Source organism: Saezia sanguinis, from assembly GCF_003991585.1.
Taxonomy (GTDB): Bacteria; Pseudomonadota; Gammaproteobacteria; order Burkholderiales; family Burkholderiaceae_C; genus Saezia; species Saezia sanguinis.
Window position 1 is genome coordinate 104,277 of record NZ_PQSP01000004.1, and the last position, 14,125, is coordinate 118,401.

The following is a 14,125-nucleotide window of genomic DNA, read 5'->3' on the forward strand; positions in this document are numbered from 1 at the left end:
CTGGGCGGCGGCGTGTCAGCGTGTGTATTCAGGCACACGCCACATTGCAGGGTTTACGGGCTACAGCCCGGGGGTGGATGCCGTTGCAGCGTTGAATTGCGCAATGAGCGCACTGGCGGCCTGGGGTGTGAAGGCCAGGTGCATGCTGCTGTTTGGTTGTATCTGCCCTTGTTCGATGTGCCCATGCAGCCATTCGGAGATGAAGTCGGGTGCATAACCGCCGGTGGAAAAGCCGGATGCCAGGGCGATGATGCCGGGGTAGGCTTGCAGGAACTGCTCTTGTGTGGTGTGCGGGTGGGCTTTGGTGTACAGCCAGAATTGCAGGCCGTACAGCAGATGGGAGTGTTCATCGGCGTGCAGTGCAAAAAAGCCTTCTTGTTGCACGATGGTTTCAGCCAGATGGCGAATGCGCTGTTCGATGTGGTTTATTTCGGTGATGTTTTGGCACAGCGTGGCTAGTAAGGGCGAGAAGGGTGCGCTGCGCACGGTTTCGAGTTGTTCCTGCTGGTATCCCTGGCTGTCGTCAAACACTTCTTGGTTGACCAGGCCGCGGATGAAGCTGGCAAAGTCGGGCGCGAGCCAGGTGATGCGGTAATTGCCCTCCTGGTCGACGTGCACGACTTCGGGCTCGCCTTGCGGGCCACTCTGGCGGTAGTCGAGAAACACCAGGTCGTGCCCGGCCGAGGGGCAGTCGCAAATGGCTATGCCTATAGGCGGGTAGCCCCATTCGTCAATATGAAATTGGCTGCCGAATGTGCCACCGATGGCATAGGGTTTGTCGCGCCCGATGCCCAGGATGCCGGTGATGGCGATGTGGTCCTCGGCCCATGAGGTGGCTTCAGTGGTGGGAAAGCAGGTGTTGGTGGGGATGCCGCCATTGCGGGTGGCTTGCATGAGTTCAATGTAGGCCGCAGGCAGTTTGTAGCCGAGTTCGTTTTCCAGGCTGGCAATGGTGGCGGCATCGGGGTAGCTGCCGGTGTATTCTTTGGCAGCGTAGTCGCTGTCTTCCCAAAAATGGGTGAGGTCGAAGTTCGGAAAACAGGTGCTCGAGGTGCTTGTCATGGACTGGCCGGTATTCAGGGTGTCATGAGGCAGTGCAGGCTGGCGGGGTTGATGGTGCCCTGTTCGACAGCAAAGTAAATGGTGGTGGAGAACAGGTCTTCACCGGCGGCATGGGTGATGTGGATGCGGCATTTTTCCTGTAGGCACGCACCGGCGATGATGTTGTCGCCTTTGTATAAATAGGCCAGTTGGGTGGCAAGCAGGTTGCCAAGTGTGGGCTGGCTGACGTCTGCATAGTGGCCATAGCATGAGGATGCAGGGGGGATGACCATGTCGGTATGGCGCAGCAGGATGTTGAGCGCTGGCTCGGTTTGCAGCGGGTCGGGTTGTGTTTCGCTGGCGGCAGGTTGTGCCTGGGTGACGGTGGCTGTCAGCAGCAGGGCGGCCAGCAGGGTATGCATTGTTTTCATCAGCGTGTCTCTTGGTGCGTTAAAGGTGGTGTAAAGCGGTGGCTGGAATGGCTGATGATAGCGTATGAAACGGTAACCCCCCTGGTGTAACCGAGAAGGGTGCTGGGGTGTAGCGCGGAAATGGTGGGGTTTATCGGAAAATGCACAGGGTCTGGCCCTTGTGCGACAGTATGTTGACTGTATGCCACAGGGAGCCGTGACAGATGTGTTGCACAGGTGAAAAGGAATGCTGATGATGAAGTGTACTCAGTGGTTGCGGCAGATGCTTCTGTGCGGGTGCCTGCTGGTTTGTGCAGCTTTGGGGGCCGCAGCCGGTGTGCTGGAGGATGCACAGGGTGGTGATGTGCAGGCACAGTATGAAATGGGCGAGGCGTATTACTTGGGTAATGGCGTGGCGCAGGATTATCCGGCGGCATTGGCGTGGTATTTGAAAGCCGCTGAGCAAGGGCATGATGCAGCGCAGTTCAGCGTGGGGGCGATGTATTATGAAGGGCTGGGGATTGTGCAGGATTATGCACAGGCTAGGGTGTGGTTTGAGAAGGCTGCGCAGCACGGACATGTGGATGCGCAGTATTTTCTCGGGTGGCTGTATTACGAGGGTTTGGGAGGGGCGCAGGATGACGCAATGGCAAGAGCCTGGTTTGAAGAGGCCGCAGCACAGAATTATGCCGATGCGCAATACATGATGGGGACGATGTATCACGAAGGCAAGGGGGTGGATACAGATTATGTGATGGCAATAACGTGGCTTGAAAAAGCCGCTGTGCAAGGCCATGCCGATGCGCAGTTCCACCTGGGCGTGATGCATTATGAAGGGCTGGGGGTGGAGCCTGATTGCGGCATGGCGTTGCAGTGGTACCAGCAGGCCGCAGACCAGTCGCATGAGATGGCAGAAAACAATATCGGTCTTTTGTACAGGGACGGCTGTGGTGTGGTGCAGGATGATGAAATGGCCCTGGCTTATTTTGAAAGTGCGGCCAGTCGCGATTGTGCGCCGGCCCAGTATAACCTGGGCATGATGTATTACGAGGGGACAGGGGGTACGCAGGATGATGCCGCCGCGTTGGCATGGCTTGAAAAAGCGGCGGCGCAGGGGCTGGCTGAGGCTCAGTACAATCTGGGCGTGATGTACCGTGATGGCCGGGGTGTTGCGCAGGATAACCGCATGGCTGTGCAGTGGTATGAAAAGGCAGCCGCGCAGGGTTTGGCTTATGCGCAGAATAACCTGGGGGCGATGTACCTGAATGGCCTCGGTGTTGATAAAGACAGGCAGGCCGCCAGGGCCTGGTTTACCCAGGCGGCACAGCAGGGCAATGCTCAAGCGCAGTACAACCTGAACCTGCTGGATCAGCATCAAGGCGGGTTGCTGCCACGTGAGGTGGCTGTGGTGGTAGGGCCATGGCTGTGGTCAGTTGTGGTGGTGGCGGTGATGTTGGTGTGGTTTATCCGCTTGCGCCGCAAGGCCAGGCACGGGGAATGACCCTGCGAGACCCCGTGAGGGACATTACAGGCCTGGCCGGGGATGGTTGCGGGAGTGGCTGCGGGAATAGCTGCGGGAATGCTTATCTATAGGGCCGTGCTGGTCGTTTTTATTCGAACCAGTCGTGCAGTGCGTTTTGTGCCCCCGTGTCGCCTTGTGCGGCGGCGCGTGTCATCCACAGTCGGGCCTGCTGCTGGTTTTGCTGCACGCCCTTTCCATGGTAATACATGTACGATACGTTGAACTGGGCGTCAACATCGCCTTGCTGCGCAGCTTTCAGGTACCAGGAGAAGGCGGTTTCCAGGTTTTGCTGCACGCCTTTACCGTTGTAATACATGTGTGCAACGTTGAATTGGGCGTCGATATCGCCTTGTTGCGCGGCTTTCAGGTACCAGGAGAAGGCGGTTTCCAGGTTTTGCTCCACGCCTTCGCCGATGTCATACATCATCGCGATGTTGTACTGAGCGTGGATGTAGTTCTGCTGCGCTGCCTTGAGGTACCAGGATAAGGCGTCTGCCAGACTGTGCCCGACTCCTTCGCCCTTATGGTACATGCGCGCAACATTGAACTGGGCGTGCGCGTCACCTTGCTGGGCCGCCTTGAGGTACCAGGAGAATGCGGCTTCCAGGTCGCGCGCAATGCCATCGCCCTGATAGTACATGTGTCCCAGGCTATATTGGGCGTTGACGTGGCCTTGTTCAGCCGCTTTGAGGTACCAACTGGCTGCGGCGGCGTAGTTCTGCTGCACGCCCTGGCCTAAATCGTATTTTCGGCCCAGTTGGTACTGTGCCTGCGCGTTGCCCTGTTCAGCCTGCTGGCGCAGGGCGTTCAGTGGCTGGGCGGCGGCTGGAAATGCCAGGTAAAAACAGGCCATCAACAGCAATGTGAATTTTATGAAAAAGGTGCCTGGCATGGTGTGTGTATGTTTCACGATGGTGATTTGGGGGCTGGCTGCGTGTGTATGCATGTGTATGTATGAACACGTTGTCATGCGAGCCATTGTCAGGCCTGTGCTTTGTGTGTGTCAATACCGGTGCCGGGATGGGGAGGCCGGCTGGTCAGAAAAGCGAGGGTGTTTTTGATGTTGGCTGTGGTGTTCACGCTGTCATACAGTGTTATGGTGACATGGCCGCACGCACACGGTTGTGGTGGTCAAGCTGTGGCAGAGGGGGCTTCAAAAAAACAGCCGCCGGATTTGGCCTGTGAATTTTTGCAGGTGTCAGGCCGGCGACTGTTGTTGTGACGGGGACTGTGGCTGTGGCAGTGTGCAGCGGGTTTTTTTATTGAAACCGTTCGCGCAGTATCTGCCGCGCCGGTTTGTCGCCCTGGTCGGCAGCGCGGGTAAACCACAGCTTGGCTTGTTCGTGGTCGCGTTTGACGCCTTCACCGGTGTAGTACATCTGGCCGACGTTGAACTGGGCATCCACGTGCCCCTGCTCGGCGGCTTTCAGGTACCAGGAGAAGGCGGTCTGCAGGTTTTTGGGGACGCCGTCGCCCTGGTCGTACATGTCGCCCAGGCTGAACTGTGCTTCGGCGTGGCCTTGTTCGGCGGCTTTGCGGTACCAGGCAGCAGCGGAGGTGTAGTCCTGTTTGACGCCTTCGCCGTTGTCATACATGTTGCCGACGTTGTATTGGGATTCGGCATGGCCCTGCTCGGCGGCTTTCAGGTACCAGGAGTAGGCGGTTTCGGTGTTTTGTTCGACACCGTCGCCCTGGTCATAGATGTTGCCCAGGTGGTATTGCGCTTCGGCATGGCCTTGTTCGGCAGCTTTGAGATACCAGGTGATGGCGGTGTCGTAATTCTGCGGCACGCCGTCGCCAAAGTCGTACATGCTGCCCAGCTCAAACTGGGCCTGGGCATCACCCTGCTCGGCCTGCTGGCGCAGGGTGTCCAGCGATGGCTGGGCTGTTGCAGGCAGGATCAGACACATGCATGCGATGAGCACAAGCAGCGGGTGTAGCAGATAGGCGATGGGGTTTTGGCGGTGATGTTTCATGCAGTGTTACCTATGATCATGCGATGTGTTTGTGAAAAAAGTCGGGGTTATTTGAGCATATTGAGTGCTTGCCCGGCTTTGGGGTGGCCTTGTGCGGCCGCTTTGCCGTACCAGTAGCGCGCCTGCTGCAGGTCTTTGGGAACGCCGCGGGCGGTTTCGTACATTCGGCCCAGATTGTACTGTGCATTGGGGTGGCCCTGTTCAGCGGCTTTGCGGTACCAGGCGGCTGCGGTGGTGTAATCCTGCGGCACGCCCTGGCCGGTGCTGTAAATGGAGCCTAAGGCAAACTGGGCCTGGACAAAGTTTTGTTCAGCGGCTTTGGTGAGCCAGGCGATGCCGGTTTGCAGGTTGCGCGGTGTGCCCTGGCCGGAGAAGTACATGCCGCCCAGGTTGTACTGGGCCATTGGCTCCCCGTGTTCGGCGGCTTTGGTCAACCAGTTGAGCGCGGCCTGGTGATCCTGGGGTACGCCTTCGCCGCTGTAATAGCTGGTGCCCAGCACGGTCTGGGCCTGAGGCAGCCCTTGCTGGGCGGCTTTGGTGATCCATTGAATGGCCGTGGCGTTGTTTTTTTCAACGCCTTCGCCATCGCGGTACATGATGCCCAGTTCGTACTGCGCCTGCATGTGATTCTGCTCGGCGGCTTTGAGCAGCCAGTCGTGTGCGGCACGGTAGTCTGTGGTGGTGCCCTGGCCGGTGAAGAGCATGCGGCCCAGGTTGTATTGGGCGTCGGCATCGTCCTGGAGCGCGGCTTGGCGAAACCAGTCGAATGCGGTGCGGTCGTTTTGGGAAACACCGATTCCTTTTTCATACATGACGCCCAGCATGTTCTGTGCCGGTGCATAGCCTTGCTCGGCTGCTTTGAGAAACCATTGGGCGGCGGCCTGCGGGTTGCTGTTGGGCGTTTGCGTTTCGTAGTATCTCCAGGCCAGTTTGTATTGGGCCTGTACGTCGCCTTGGTCGGCCAGCTCGCGCAGTTCGTCGAGCGGCTGGGCCGTGACGGACAGGCTCAGGCACAGGCCGGTGAATAAGGCGATTAGAAAACGGGGTAGCGGTATGGATGTGTGTTGTTGTTTCATGGCGGAGTGTTATCAGGGCTGATGGGGTTTTCAAAAAGTTCTAACAGTGCCTGCTGGGCATCGGCGCTGTTTTGCCGGGCCGCCTGGGTGAACCAGTAGCTCGCCTGCCCGATGTTGCGAGTGGCGCCTTCGCCGCTGGCATACAGGCAGCCCAGATTGTATTGCGCATCGGCATAACCCTGTTGGGCTGCTTGTGTGTACCAGTAGCATGCCTGTTCGGTGTCGCGGGTGAGGTCTTCACCACTGGCATACAGGCAGCCCAGGTTGTATTGCGCTTGGGCATGGCCCTGTTGGGCCGCTTGTGTGTACCAGTAGCATGCCTGTTCGGTGTTGCGGGTAAGGCCTTCGCCGCTGGCATACATGCAGCCCAGGTTGTACTGCGCGTCGGCATAACCTTGTTGAGCTGCCTGCAGGTACCAGTGGGCGGCAGCGGCATGGTCTTGTGCAACGCCTGTTCCGGTGTCGTACATGACGGCCAGTTGGTGCTGAGCACGTGTAAAGCCTTGCTGTGCCGCCTGTAAAAACCAGTGGATTGCGGTGCCGGGGTTGGGGTCAATGCCTTGGCCGTTTTTGTACATCAGCCCCAGGTTGTATTGGGCATCGGCATTGTTTTGTCTGGCTGCCTGGCGGTACCAGTGGGCAGCCATGGACGGGTTCTGGTCCACGCCCTGGCCGTAAAAATAGGCGGCCCCGAGGTTGTTTTGCGCATCGGCGAGTCCTTGTTGGGCGGCCTGTGTGTACCAGTAAAAGGCTTTGGCGTGGTTTTGTGCAATGCCTTCGCCGTTGGCGTAGCTGTATGCCAGGTCGTGTTGTGCCTGGGCGTGCCCTTGTTCGGCGGCTTTGAGGTACCACTGTGCGGCAAGTTGGTGGTTCTGGTCAACGCCCAGCCCTCTGTCGTAGATGTGTGCAAGGCGGTACTGGGCATGCGCATCGCCTTGTTCAGCCGCCTGGCAGATGGCATGCAGTGCGTCGCTTGCATCAGGCGTGTCAGGCATGGCACATGCAGCCGGTGCCAGCAGGCGCTGGTATATGTTGTATAAACGGCGCGGTGTCATGGTGTGTGCCTGGTGCCTGGAGTCTGTGTGGTTTAGCCATGATGATACTGTATGTGTGCTCAGGTGGGTAGAGGGCTTGAGGTGGCTGCACTAGGCCATGCATGGGGCCGAGGTTGCTGTTTTCGTGAGGAAATGGCGGCTTTTTGCTATGGGCGGCGGGTATTTGGTTAAACTGGCGGTGTGGGTATCATGGCTGCTGTGTGTATGTTTGCGCAGGGGCGGCCAGGGGCAAGTGCAACAAGCAAGGAGATGGGGCAATGGCAATGAATCAGCCGGTTAATCGGCGGGTATGGGTTCTGGGGGCGCTGGCTGCGGGCGTGGCGCCGTGGCTTGGCGGGTGTGGTTCTGTGCTGCAAGGCGGCACAGTGCTGGCGCGCGGTGATATTCAGGAGCAACTGGCAGCGCTGGAACGTTCGGCACAGGGGCGGCTGGGTGTGGCTGCGCTGGATATGGCCAGCGGCAGCACGGTGTTGTACCGCAGCGATGAGCGTTTTGCGATGTGCAGCACGTTCAAGATGGTGGCAGTGGCCGCGGTGCTGCATTACAGCATGCATGACGATAGCCTGATGGCGCAGCAGATTGTTTATGAAGCGGCTGATCTGGTGTCGTATTCGCCGGTGACGGAAAAGCATGCCGGCAGCGGTATGAGTGTAGCGCAGTTGTGTGCGGCGGCCCTGCAGTACAGTGACAATACGGCGGCCAATCTGCTGGTGCAGTTGGTGGGTGGGCCGCAGGCGGTGACAGCGTTTGCACGTTCGGTGGGAGATGAGGTGTTCCGGCTGGACCGCTGGGAGCCGGAGCTGAATTCGGCGATTCCGGGCGACGAGCGTGATACGACTTCACCGCTGGCAATGATGCTCAGTACCCGCAAGCTGTTGCTGGGCGATGCGCTGGGTGAAGCGCAGCGGGCCCAGTTACAGGACTGGATGCGCGGCAATGCCGTGGGCGGCCAGCGCATACGCGCCGGGGTGCCGCCGGGCTGGATTGTGGCCGATAAGACGGGCAGCGGCGCCTATGGTGTGAGTAATGATGTGGGGGTGCTGTGGACGCCGCAGCAAAATCCGCTGGTGCTCGCGGTGTTTTTTACCAGGCCGGTTCCCGATGCGAAGCCTGATGATGCGGTGGTTGCGCAGGCGGCCAGGCTGGTGACGGGGTGGCTGCATACGGCCGTGGCTTAATTGAACTTAAACGGCGGGGCGGCTGCGTGGCAGTATTTGCGGGCCTGGCGGATTGACCGGGGTGAGAATGCGGATGGTGTCAAAAGTGGCGTTGGCCGCGGAGGTATCAGCCGATGCCCAGACCCTACCGTGTGCGCAGGTATGGGCCTGTTTCTTCTTGGTGTGATGGCACCCGGCAGGTGCTGTGCAGTGCGGCGGGTCATTGGGCGTGAAATGGGGCGGGCTGTGTACAATTGCGGGTATGAAAAATGAACACCGGGAACGGGACTGCGAACGGAAGCAACGGACTGCGGTTTTGTACTGTATTGTGAAGCGGCGGTGGCAACCGGGCGGGTACACTGGGTATGACCGTGTATGCCCGCAGGCGTGTGTGACGTGTGACGGTGAATGGATGTGGAGCCAGTAAGGGCGGGGGTGTATGAGCAAGGGTGAAAGTGCAAAGAAGGGCCGGCGTGTCCGTATTGGTGTTGCGGCAGATAAGGCGGCAGGTGCAGATTTGCCTGATGCTGAGGTGAACGCTCAGGCTGAGAACACGGCTGACAGTCCGCAGGGCAGCGCAGACCTGGGGGGTGCGGTTGTCAAGGGTGGCGATGTGCGTGTTGGTACGGCCGCGCAGGCTGAAGAGCAGCCCGAAGGGCCATCCAAAGCGCAGTCAAAAGTGCCGAAAAAAGTATCACAAAAGGGTTCAGGTGCCCCGGGGGCTGGAAAGCAGGGTAAACGCCCGGCGGCGAATGCTTCGAGCGGCAAGAAGAAAAAGGGGCGGCGCTCAAAAGCCGGGCAGTATAACCGGGGCGTGCTGGTGGCGACTGGCGCGGCGATTGTGGTGGTGCTGCTGTTGATGGTGGCACTGGCTGCGATGATGGGCGAGAAGCCGCCCGCTGCGGTGAATGACCCGGTTGGGCAAGCCGTGCAGGCCGGGGAGGCGCTGGAAGGGGCTGAAACGGCACCGCAGCCAGAGCAATCACCACAACAGCAGACAGGGCAACAGATAGATCAGCAGACAGAACAGGGGCCGGACCGGCAGGAGTCTGTTGTTCAGCCGCACGAAGGGCTGGTGCAGCAGGGTGGCGTGCCGGAAGTGATGCAGCAGGAGCAGGATCCGCAGGAGCCGGAAGTGGCGCAGGAGCCCGCACCTGCACAGGATATGACGGAGGTGTTTGGCCTGAAGCTGGGGCAGCCTTTGACATTGCCGGCGTGTGTGCCGGCGGAGGTGCGCCGTATTCCCGGGGTGCCGGATGATGAGTTCAAGGAGCTGGTGCGCCGCATTTATGCCGAGCCGATGGTGATGTGTGTGCGCCGTGATGTCGGGCAGGGGCTGGTGAATGGGGTGTCGCATGAGCAGGTGATGGTTTTTTTCCCTGTCGGGGCGCAGCCTTCGATGGGGGATTTTCACTGGGCGTTCGGTTATCTGGATGATGCGGGCCGGCTGATGAAGGTGCTGTTCCAGGCGCGGGCGGATTCGCAGCAGGTGGTGATGCAGCGGCTGCGGCTGATGCTGGGCGCGCCGCAGCGGGTGGAGATGGATACGGTGGATACGGCACGCGTGAAGTCGGCTTTCTGGGATAAAGGGGGGCTGACGGTGCTGTATGCCGAAGAGGGCCGGCTGGACCGGCACGGCGTGGTGACGGTTCTGGCCAAGTGATATGCATAAGCATGACGCCTTGATGTGTGACCAGTGTGGCGCTGCTTTGCAGGTGTTTCAAGAGGGCTCATGCCAGGGGGGCGTTGCCTGCAGTGCGGCTGGTCGGCCGTGACTTCCTGTATTGAAGTTGAAGGGATTGTGCCGGATGAAACGGTGTATGCTGTTCATGTGCTGAATGGCAGCTTTCAAAATGTGCAGCACGTCAGAGTGATTGCCGCTGTAGCATCGGTTAATTTTTTGGCGGCGAAAGATTTGCTCCGGCAGGAACGCCCTGTTGTGTTTGAGGGGGCGGCCCAGGATGTGAAAAGGGTACGTGATATGCTGGCTGCGCACGGGATTGACAGCATGATACGGCCGGATTTCAACTGGTGACCAGATGTTGCAGGCGGCTGCCACGGGCCAGTTCAAATTGAGAGGGAAGGTGCGAATATGTCGATAGAGTTTTTGCTCACGACGTTGCTGATTGTGGTGTCTCCGGGCGTGGGGGTGATTTATACACTGGCCGCTGGTCTGGCACATGGGGGCAGGGTCAGTTTGGCGGCAGCTTTGGGATGCACGCTGGGGATTGTGCCGCATCTGACAGCGGCCATGCTGGGATTGGCGGCCGTGATGCACACGAGTGCGCTGGTGTTTAATGCTGTGAAGTATGCCGGTGTGGTTTACCTGCTGTATATGGCCTGGGGTATGCTGAAGGGGAAAGGGGCCTTGAGTGCCAGCAGCCTGCAGCGGCCAGTGGCGCAACAGGCAGCGCCGTCGTACCGGCGGGTGGTGGGTCATGGTATTTTGGCCAATGTGTTAAACCCCAAGCTGTCTGTTTTTTTCTGGCATTTCTGCCGCAGTTCATTAGTGTGCAGGACGCGTACCCTTTATGGCGCATGGCGGAGTTATCGGGTGTTTTTATGCTGATGACGCTGGTGGTGTTTTGCGCTTATGGTGTTTTTGCCGCAGCCATGCGTGACCGGGTTTTGAGCCGACCGCATTTGCTGACATGGCTGCAGCGCAGTTTTGCGGCGGCGTTTGGTCTGTTGGCGGCCAGGCTGGCGCTGACTGAGCGCTGAAAGAGCATTGAGAGATCACTGAGAGCACACTGAGAGGTTGGCAGGTGCTGGCGGCGTTCACATGACAGGCAGCAGCAGGCGTAGCATGACCGGATGGCAAGTCAAAAGAAGTCAACCAGAGTTTCCCGCAAGCCCACGGTGTTTGATGCCGCACTGGCAGATGTGATTTGCGAACGTCTGTCGCTGGGCGAGAGCCTGAATGTGATTTGCAGTGAAAGCGGCATGCCCGCCCGCGCCACGGTGTACCGCTGGCTGGAGGAGCAGACGGCTTTTGCCGCGCAGTATGCGCGTGCGCGTGAGCGGCAGGCGGAGTTTTTTCTGGATTTGATTGTGGATGAAACGAGCGCGATTGACGCCAGCACCAGTGTGTCGGTGCAGGCGGCCAAGTTGCGCATTGATACGCTCAAGTGGATGATTGGCAAGCTGCTGCCGCGCAAGTACGGCGAGCGCGTGGCCGTGGGCGGCGCCGAGGAGTTGCCCGCCATCAAGTCAGAGGCCTCGGTAGCGCTGGAGCCGGGGGTGGCGTATTTGAAGATGATTGGCCGGGTGTAGGTCTTCCGCTTTAAGCTTTCAGTCTGCAAGGCTTTCTGGCGGGTTGCAGGAAAAGCGGGTACACCGGGGCGCAGGGCAAAAAGTACAAAGCATAGGGCTCAGGCAGCCTTTTGTGCCAGGCTGTTCTGGTGCGCGATGATGGGCGGCGGTATCAGGTCGAACATGGCCTGAAAGCGCGGGTGCACCGGCACGCCTTCGTAGTAGAAGTGGTGCTGGTCGTAAGCGATCAGGTATTTGGCCTGTCCGGCTTTTTCCAGGCTGACCAAGTGCGCGGTGTAGCCGTCGGCACCCTCGATCGGTTTGCCGTGGTAATAGAGGTTGTTTTCGCTGGTGTAGTAAGCACTGCTGGGATAGCTATGGGTGATGAGTTGCCGGTCCAATGAATAGATTTTTTTGGTGAGCGGGCGAAAGGCGTTCGGGTGTGCTTTTCGCACACGCTGGCCCAGGTGGTAGACGTGGTGTTCGTCAAACGCGTACATGCGCAGGTAGCCGATGGTTTCGGGAAAGTCGAAAAAGCCGAAGCTTGCGGGGTTTTTGCTTTTGATGGTTTTGATGTTGTGCCTGCCTTTGTCAAAAAAGCAGTAGAGCTGGTTTTTGTCTTGCCCCCAGGCGCATTCGCCGCCGTGATAGTAGACAAAGCTTTCGGGGTCGGCGCCGGGCACGGGCTGGTTGCCGAACCAGACGGTGCGGTCGTCTTTGGCCATCAGGTTGTTGAGCCGGTGCCAGCAGCCGTACTGGGTGATGGTGCGGGTGAGTTCGGCGCTGATGGTGCGGTCTTTGAGCGGCTGGAAATGCTGCACATGGGCCGTTTTCAGGCGCAGCCGGAGCTCCAGCGGCTTGGTGTAGAAGACCTGGTTGTTTTCGATCTGGTACATAACGTGTTCTCCAAAGATGTTGCTGGCATTCTAGGCAGGGGCTGTGGCGGCAGCCGGCTGTTTTTTGTGGCGTATCAGGCTGTGATACCGGTGGGCCGACGGAGTGATACTTTGGCCGGTGTGTACCAGGCAGGGCAGGTGAGATAAACCTCAAAATATGAATGGGTTCGGGGTGCAGGGCGCGCTGGAGTTTGATTTTGTTTCATACCAGATCAGCCGGTTGGATTTTGAACAGCAGTTGTTCGGGAGAAAAAGTTTTTATAATTTTGCGAGAAGCCGCTTGAGTGATGCCCTTGCATCGCTGCCAAAAGATGAATGAGAAGAAGCGCAGCTGGTGTGTGATGTGGCAGGCTGTCGCACGTGGCCGACCGGGGCCGGATGGTGTTGCCGGAATTTCAGGGCGTTGTTTGCTGTAAGGCAGTTCGGGGGCAGGCCGTGCAGGTCTGGACCCCCAGGGGCTGCTGTGCTGATGGCACAAGAATAGCTGCAGCCAGCAGGGCAAATAATTCTGGCAAAGGAGGAGACATGATCGATCCGGATTTAATAACGGCAGTCAATCGCAGGCTGGCACAACATCAAAAATGGCTGAGGGATAAAACGAACGGACAGCGCGCCAGTCTGGCAGAGTTGAATCTGAGCGGGTACGACCTGCATGGCATGGATTTGCGTGAGGCTGATTTGAGCCGTGCGGTGCTGGACAGTACCGATCTGGATGAGGCGGATTTGAAGGGGTGCGACCTCAGCGGGGCACGGCTGCGCCATGCGAGGCTGGAAAAGGCGTGTCTGCGGGAAGCTGATCTGTACCAGGCGGATTTGGCGGGGGCTAAATTATGCGGTGCGGATTTGCGTGAGACGGATTTGCGCCAGACGCGTTTATATCAGGCGGATCTGAGTGAGGCCAACCTGCAGGAGCTCAAGCTGCGGGGCATAAGGCTGAGTGGCGTGCAGCTTTATGGTGCCAATTTGTGCATGGCGGATTTGCAGCGGGCAGATTTGCATGAGTGCCGTATGCGCAATGTGAATTTGAATGGTGCGAATCTGTATCAGGCCAATTTGCATGATGCCGAGCTGAGTTTTGCCAAGCTGCGTGATGCCAATTTGTACGGTGCCAATCTGAGGGATGCATATTTGGACCGGGCCGACCTGCGGGCAGCGCAATTGTGCCGGGCGGATCTGAGTGCGGCCAGGCTGGAGGACGCAGATTTGCGTGGCGCCAATCTGAGTGAGGCGGTGTTGTGGGGTGCTGATCTGACTGGTGTGAATTTGCAGGGCGCCAGCCTGTCAGGGCTGAAGCTGGGCAATGGCAGGGAGGTGATGACGGTTCAGATGCGGTGCTGCCAGGTGGTGTATACCGCCGAGGTGATGGTGATGCAGTGCAAGCAGTATCCGCTGGCGCAGTGGTGGGCGTTTGATGATGCCGATATAGCCGCTTTGCTCACAGATGACGGGCTGGCCTGGTGGCTGGTGTATAAGCCTTTGCTGAAGGCGTGGATTGCTGCCAATCCGGCGGTCGCCACAGGCCATGAAGGTGAACAGGCGCTTGCAACCGAGGGCTGCACGCTGGCGCAGGATTAGGCTGGAATGGGCTGGAATAGGCTGGATTAAGCGGAGTTGTTGCGCAGCGCTTTTTAGCGCCTGTGATGGGTACCTGTTTTTCTGCGCGGTATTTGCCGCATTTGCCGGATTTGCCGGGCCTGCCGGTTCAGCCTGCCGTGCCGGTGATGCGCTTGCCCTGGGGTG

Annotated in this window: 13 protein-coding genes and 1 pseudogene; 7 read left to right on the top strand and 7 right to left on the bottom strand. The window is 58.8% G+C overall.

The window, feature by feature from the left end:
- Nucleotides 1–60: 60 nt before the first annotated feature.
- Together CUZ56_RS08815 and CUZ56_RS08820 are read right to left on the bottom strand one after the other, a co-directional pair.
- Nucleotides 61–1,062, bottom strand: coding sequence for an SMI1/KNR4 family protein (locus CUZ56_RS08815; protein ID WP_126980027.1), 1,002 nt, complete (start codon nucleotides 1,060–1,062; stop codon nucleotides 61–63).
- Nucleotides 1,063–1,076: 14 nt separating this feature from the next.
- Entirely contained in the window at nucleotides 1,077–1,472 is a 396-nt protein-coding gene (locus CUZ56_RS08820; protein ID WP_126980028.1) for a hypothetical protein, read from the bottom strand.
- 232 nt (nucleotides 1,473–1,704) lie between these two features.
- On the opposite strand from CUZ56_RS08820, the gene CUZ56_RS08825 reads away from it, so the two are divergent.
- Complete coding sequence (locus CUZ56_RS08825; RefSeq protein ID WP_162615295.1) at nucleotides 1,705–2,952, top strand: SEL1-like repeat protein; 1,248 nt, start codon at nucleotides 1,705–1,707, stop codon at nucleotides 2,950–2,952.
- A 109-nt stretch (nucleotides 2,953–3,061) separates the two neighbouring features.
- Here CUZ56_RS08825 and CUZ56_RS08830 read toward each other — a convergent pair whose 3' ends face one another.
- The 4 genes from CUZ56_RS08830 to CUZ56_RS08845 all read right to left on the bottom strand — a co-directional run bounded on the left by CUZ56_RS08830 (nucleotide 3,062) and on the right by CUZ56_RS08845 (nucleotide 7,080).
- Nucleotides 3,062–3,826 carry a tetratricopeptide repeat protein gene (locus CUZ56_RS08830; RefSeq protein WP_204250868.1) on the bottom strand — a complete coding sequence of 255 codons (765 nt, stop codon included), beginning with the start codon at nucleotides 3,824–3,826 and terminating at the stop codon, nucleotides 3,062–3,064.
- A gap of 406 nt (nucleotides 3,827–4,232) precedes the next feature.
- Entirely contained in the window at nucleotides 4,233–4,949 is a 717-nt protein-coding gene (locus CUZ56_RS08835; RefSeq protein ID WP_126980031.1) for a tetratricopeptide repeat protein, read from the bottom strand.
- 47 nt (nucleotides 4,950–4,996) lie between these two features.
- Nucleotides 4,997–6,025: an SEL1-like repeat protein gene (locus CUZ56_RS08840; protein ID WP_126980032.1), complete on the bottom strand. Its 1,029-nt coding sequence runs from the start codon at nucleotides 6,023–6,025 to the stop codon at nucleotides 4,997–4,999.
- Nucleotides 6,022–7,080 carry a tetratricopeptide repeat protein gene (locus CUZ56_RS08845; RefSeq protein WP_126980033.1) on the bottom strand — a complete coding sequence of 353 codons (1,059 nt, stop codon included), beginning with the start codon at nucleotides 7,078–7,080 and terminating at the stop codon, nucleotides 6,022–6,024. The genes CUZ56_RS08840 and CUZ56_RS08845 overlap by 4 nt, the downstream gene beginning before the upstream one ends.
- A 263-nt stretch (nucleotides 7,081–7,343) precedes the next feature.
- Between CUZ56_RS08845 and bla the strand changes: the two genes are divergently transcribed.
- The 5 genes and pseudogenes from bla to CUZ56_RS08870 all read left to right on the top strand — a co-directional run bounded on the left by bla (nucleotide 7,344) and on the right by CUZ56_RS08870 (nucleotide 11,510).
- Nucleotides 7,344–8,258, top strand: coding sequence for a class A beta-lactamase (gene bla, locus CUZ56_RS08850; protein ID WP_126980159.1), 915 nt, complete (start codon nucleotides 7,344–7,346; stop codon nucleotides 8,256–8,258).
- Between the two features lie 418 nt (nucleotides 8,259–8,676).
- Nucleotides 8,677–9,900 carry a hypothetical protein gene (locus tag CUZ56_RS15770; RefSeq protein WP_162615297.1) on the top strand — a complete coding sequence of 408 codons (1,224 nt, stop codon included), beginning with the start codon at nucleotides 8,677–8,679 and terminating at the stop codon, nucleotides 9,898–9,900.
- Nucleotides 9,901–9,969: 69 nt separating this feature from the next.
- Nucleotides 9,970–10,272: a hypothetical protein gene (locus tag CUZ56_RS08860; RefSeq protein WP_126980034.1), complete on the top strand. Its 303-nt coding sequence runs from the start codon at nucleotides 9,970–9,972 to the stop codon at nucleotides 10,270–10,272.
- A gap of 57 nt (nucleotides 10,273–10,329) precedes the next feature.
- Nucleotides 10,330–10,958: pseudogene (locus tag CUZ56_RS08865) on the top strand (LysE family translocator).
- A 93-nt stretch (nucleotides 10,959–11,051) separates the two neighbouring features.
- Nucleotides 11,052–11,510, top strand: a complete 459-nt coding sequence (locus CUZ56_RS08870) for a terminase small subunit-like protein (RefSeq protein ID WP_126980035.1) — start codon at nucleotides 11,052–11,054, stop codon at nucleotides 11,508–11,510.
- A 98-nt stretch (nucleotides 11,511–11,608) separates the two neighbouring features.
- Here the strand turns inward: CUZ56_RS08870 and CUZ56_RS08875 are convergent, their stop codons facing one another.
- Nucleotides 11,609–12,385 (bottom strand): DKNYY domain-containing protein, encoded by a 777-nt coding sequence (locus CUZ56_RS08875; RefSeq protein WP_126980036.1) that lies wholly within the window; start codon nucleotides 12,383–12,385, stop codon nucleotides 11,609–11,611.
- Nucleotides 12,386–12,910: 525 nt separating this feature from the next.
- Between CUZ56_RS08875 and CUZ56_RS08880 the strand changes: the two genes are divergently transcribed.
- Nucleotides 12,911–13,960 (top strand): pentapeptide repeat-containing protein, encoded by a 1,050-nt coding sequence (locus CUZ56_RS08880; RefSeq protein WP_162615298.1) that lies wholly within the window; start codon nucleotides 12,911–12,913, stop codon nucleotides 13,958–13,960.
- Nucleotides 13,961–14,125 lie beyond the last annotated feature (165 nt).

Excerpts from the sequence above, each read along its gene's own strand:
- CUZ56_RS08820 (WP_126980028.1), bottom strand. The coding sequence starts at position 1,472 with ATGAAAACAATGCATACCCTGCTGGCCGCCCTGCTGCTGACAGCCACC.
- CUZ56_RS08860 (WP_126980034.1), top strand. The coding sequence starts at position 9,970 with ATGCCAGGGGGGCGTTGCCTGCAGTGCGGCTGGTCGGCCGTGACTTCC.
- CUZ56_RS08870 (WP_126980035.1), top strand. The coding sequence starts at position 11,052 with ATGGCAAGTCAAAAGAAGTCAACCAGAGTTTCCCGCAAGCCCACGGTG.
- CUZ56_RS08840 (WP_126980032.1), bottom strand. The coding sequence starts at position 6,025 with ATGAAACAACAACACACATCCATACCGCTACCCCGTTTTCTAATCGCC.
- CUZ56_RS08845 (WP_126980033.1), bottom strand. The coding sequence starts at position 7,080 with ATGACACCGCGCCGTTTATACAACATATACCAGCGCCTGCTGGCACCG.
- CUZ56_RS15770 (WP_162615297.1), top strand. The coding sequence starts at position 8,677 with ATGAGCAAGGGTGAAAGTGCAAAGAAGGGCCGGCGTGTCCGTATTGGT.
- CUZ56_RS08835 (WP_126980031.1), bottom strand. The coding sequence starts at position 4,949 with ATGAAACATCACCGCCAAAACCCCATCGCCTATCTGCTACACCCGCTG.
- bla (WP_126980159.1), top strand. The coding sequence starts at position 7,344 with ATGAATCAGCCGGTTAATCGGCGGGTATGGGTTCTGGGGGCGCTGGCT.
- CUZ56_RS08830 (WP_204250868.1), bottom strand. The coding sequence starts at position 3,826 with ATGGCCTGTTTTTACCTGGCATTTCCAGCCGCCGCCCAGCCACTGAAC.
- CUZ56_RS08875 (WP_126980036.1), bottom strand. The coding sequence starts at position 12,385 with ATGTACCAGATCGAAAACAACCAGGTCTTCTACACCAAGCCGCTGGAG.
- CUZ56_RS08880 (WP_162615298.1), top strand. The coding sequence starts at position 12,911 with ATGATCGATCCGGATTTAATAACGGCAGTCAATCGCAGGCTGGCACAA.
- CUZ56_RS08825 (WP_162615295.1), top strand. The coding sequence starts at position 1,705 with ATGATGAAGTGTACTCAGTGGTTGCGGCAGATGCTTCTGTGCGGGTGC.
- CUZ56_RS08815 (WP_126980027.1), bottom strand. The coding sequence starts at position 1,062 with ATGACAAGCACCTCGAGCACCTGTTTTCCGAACTTCGACCTCACCCAT.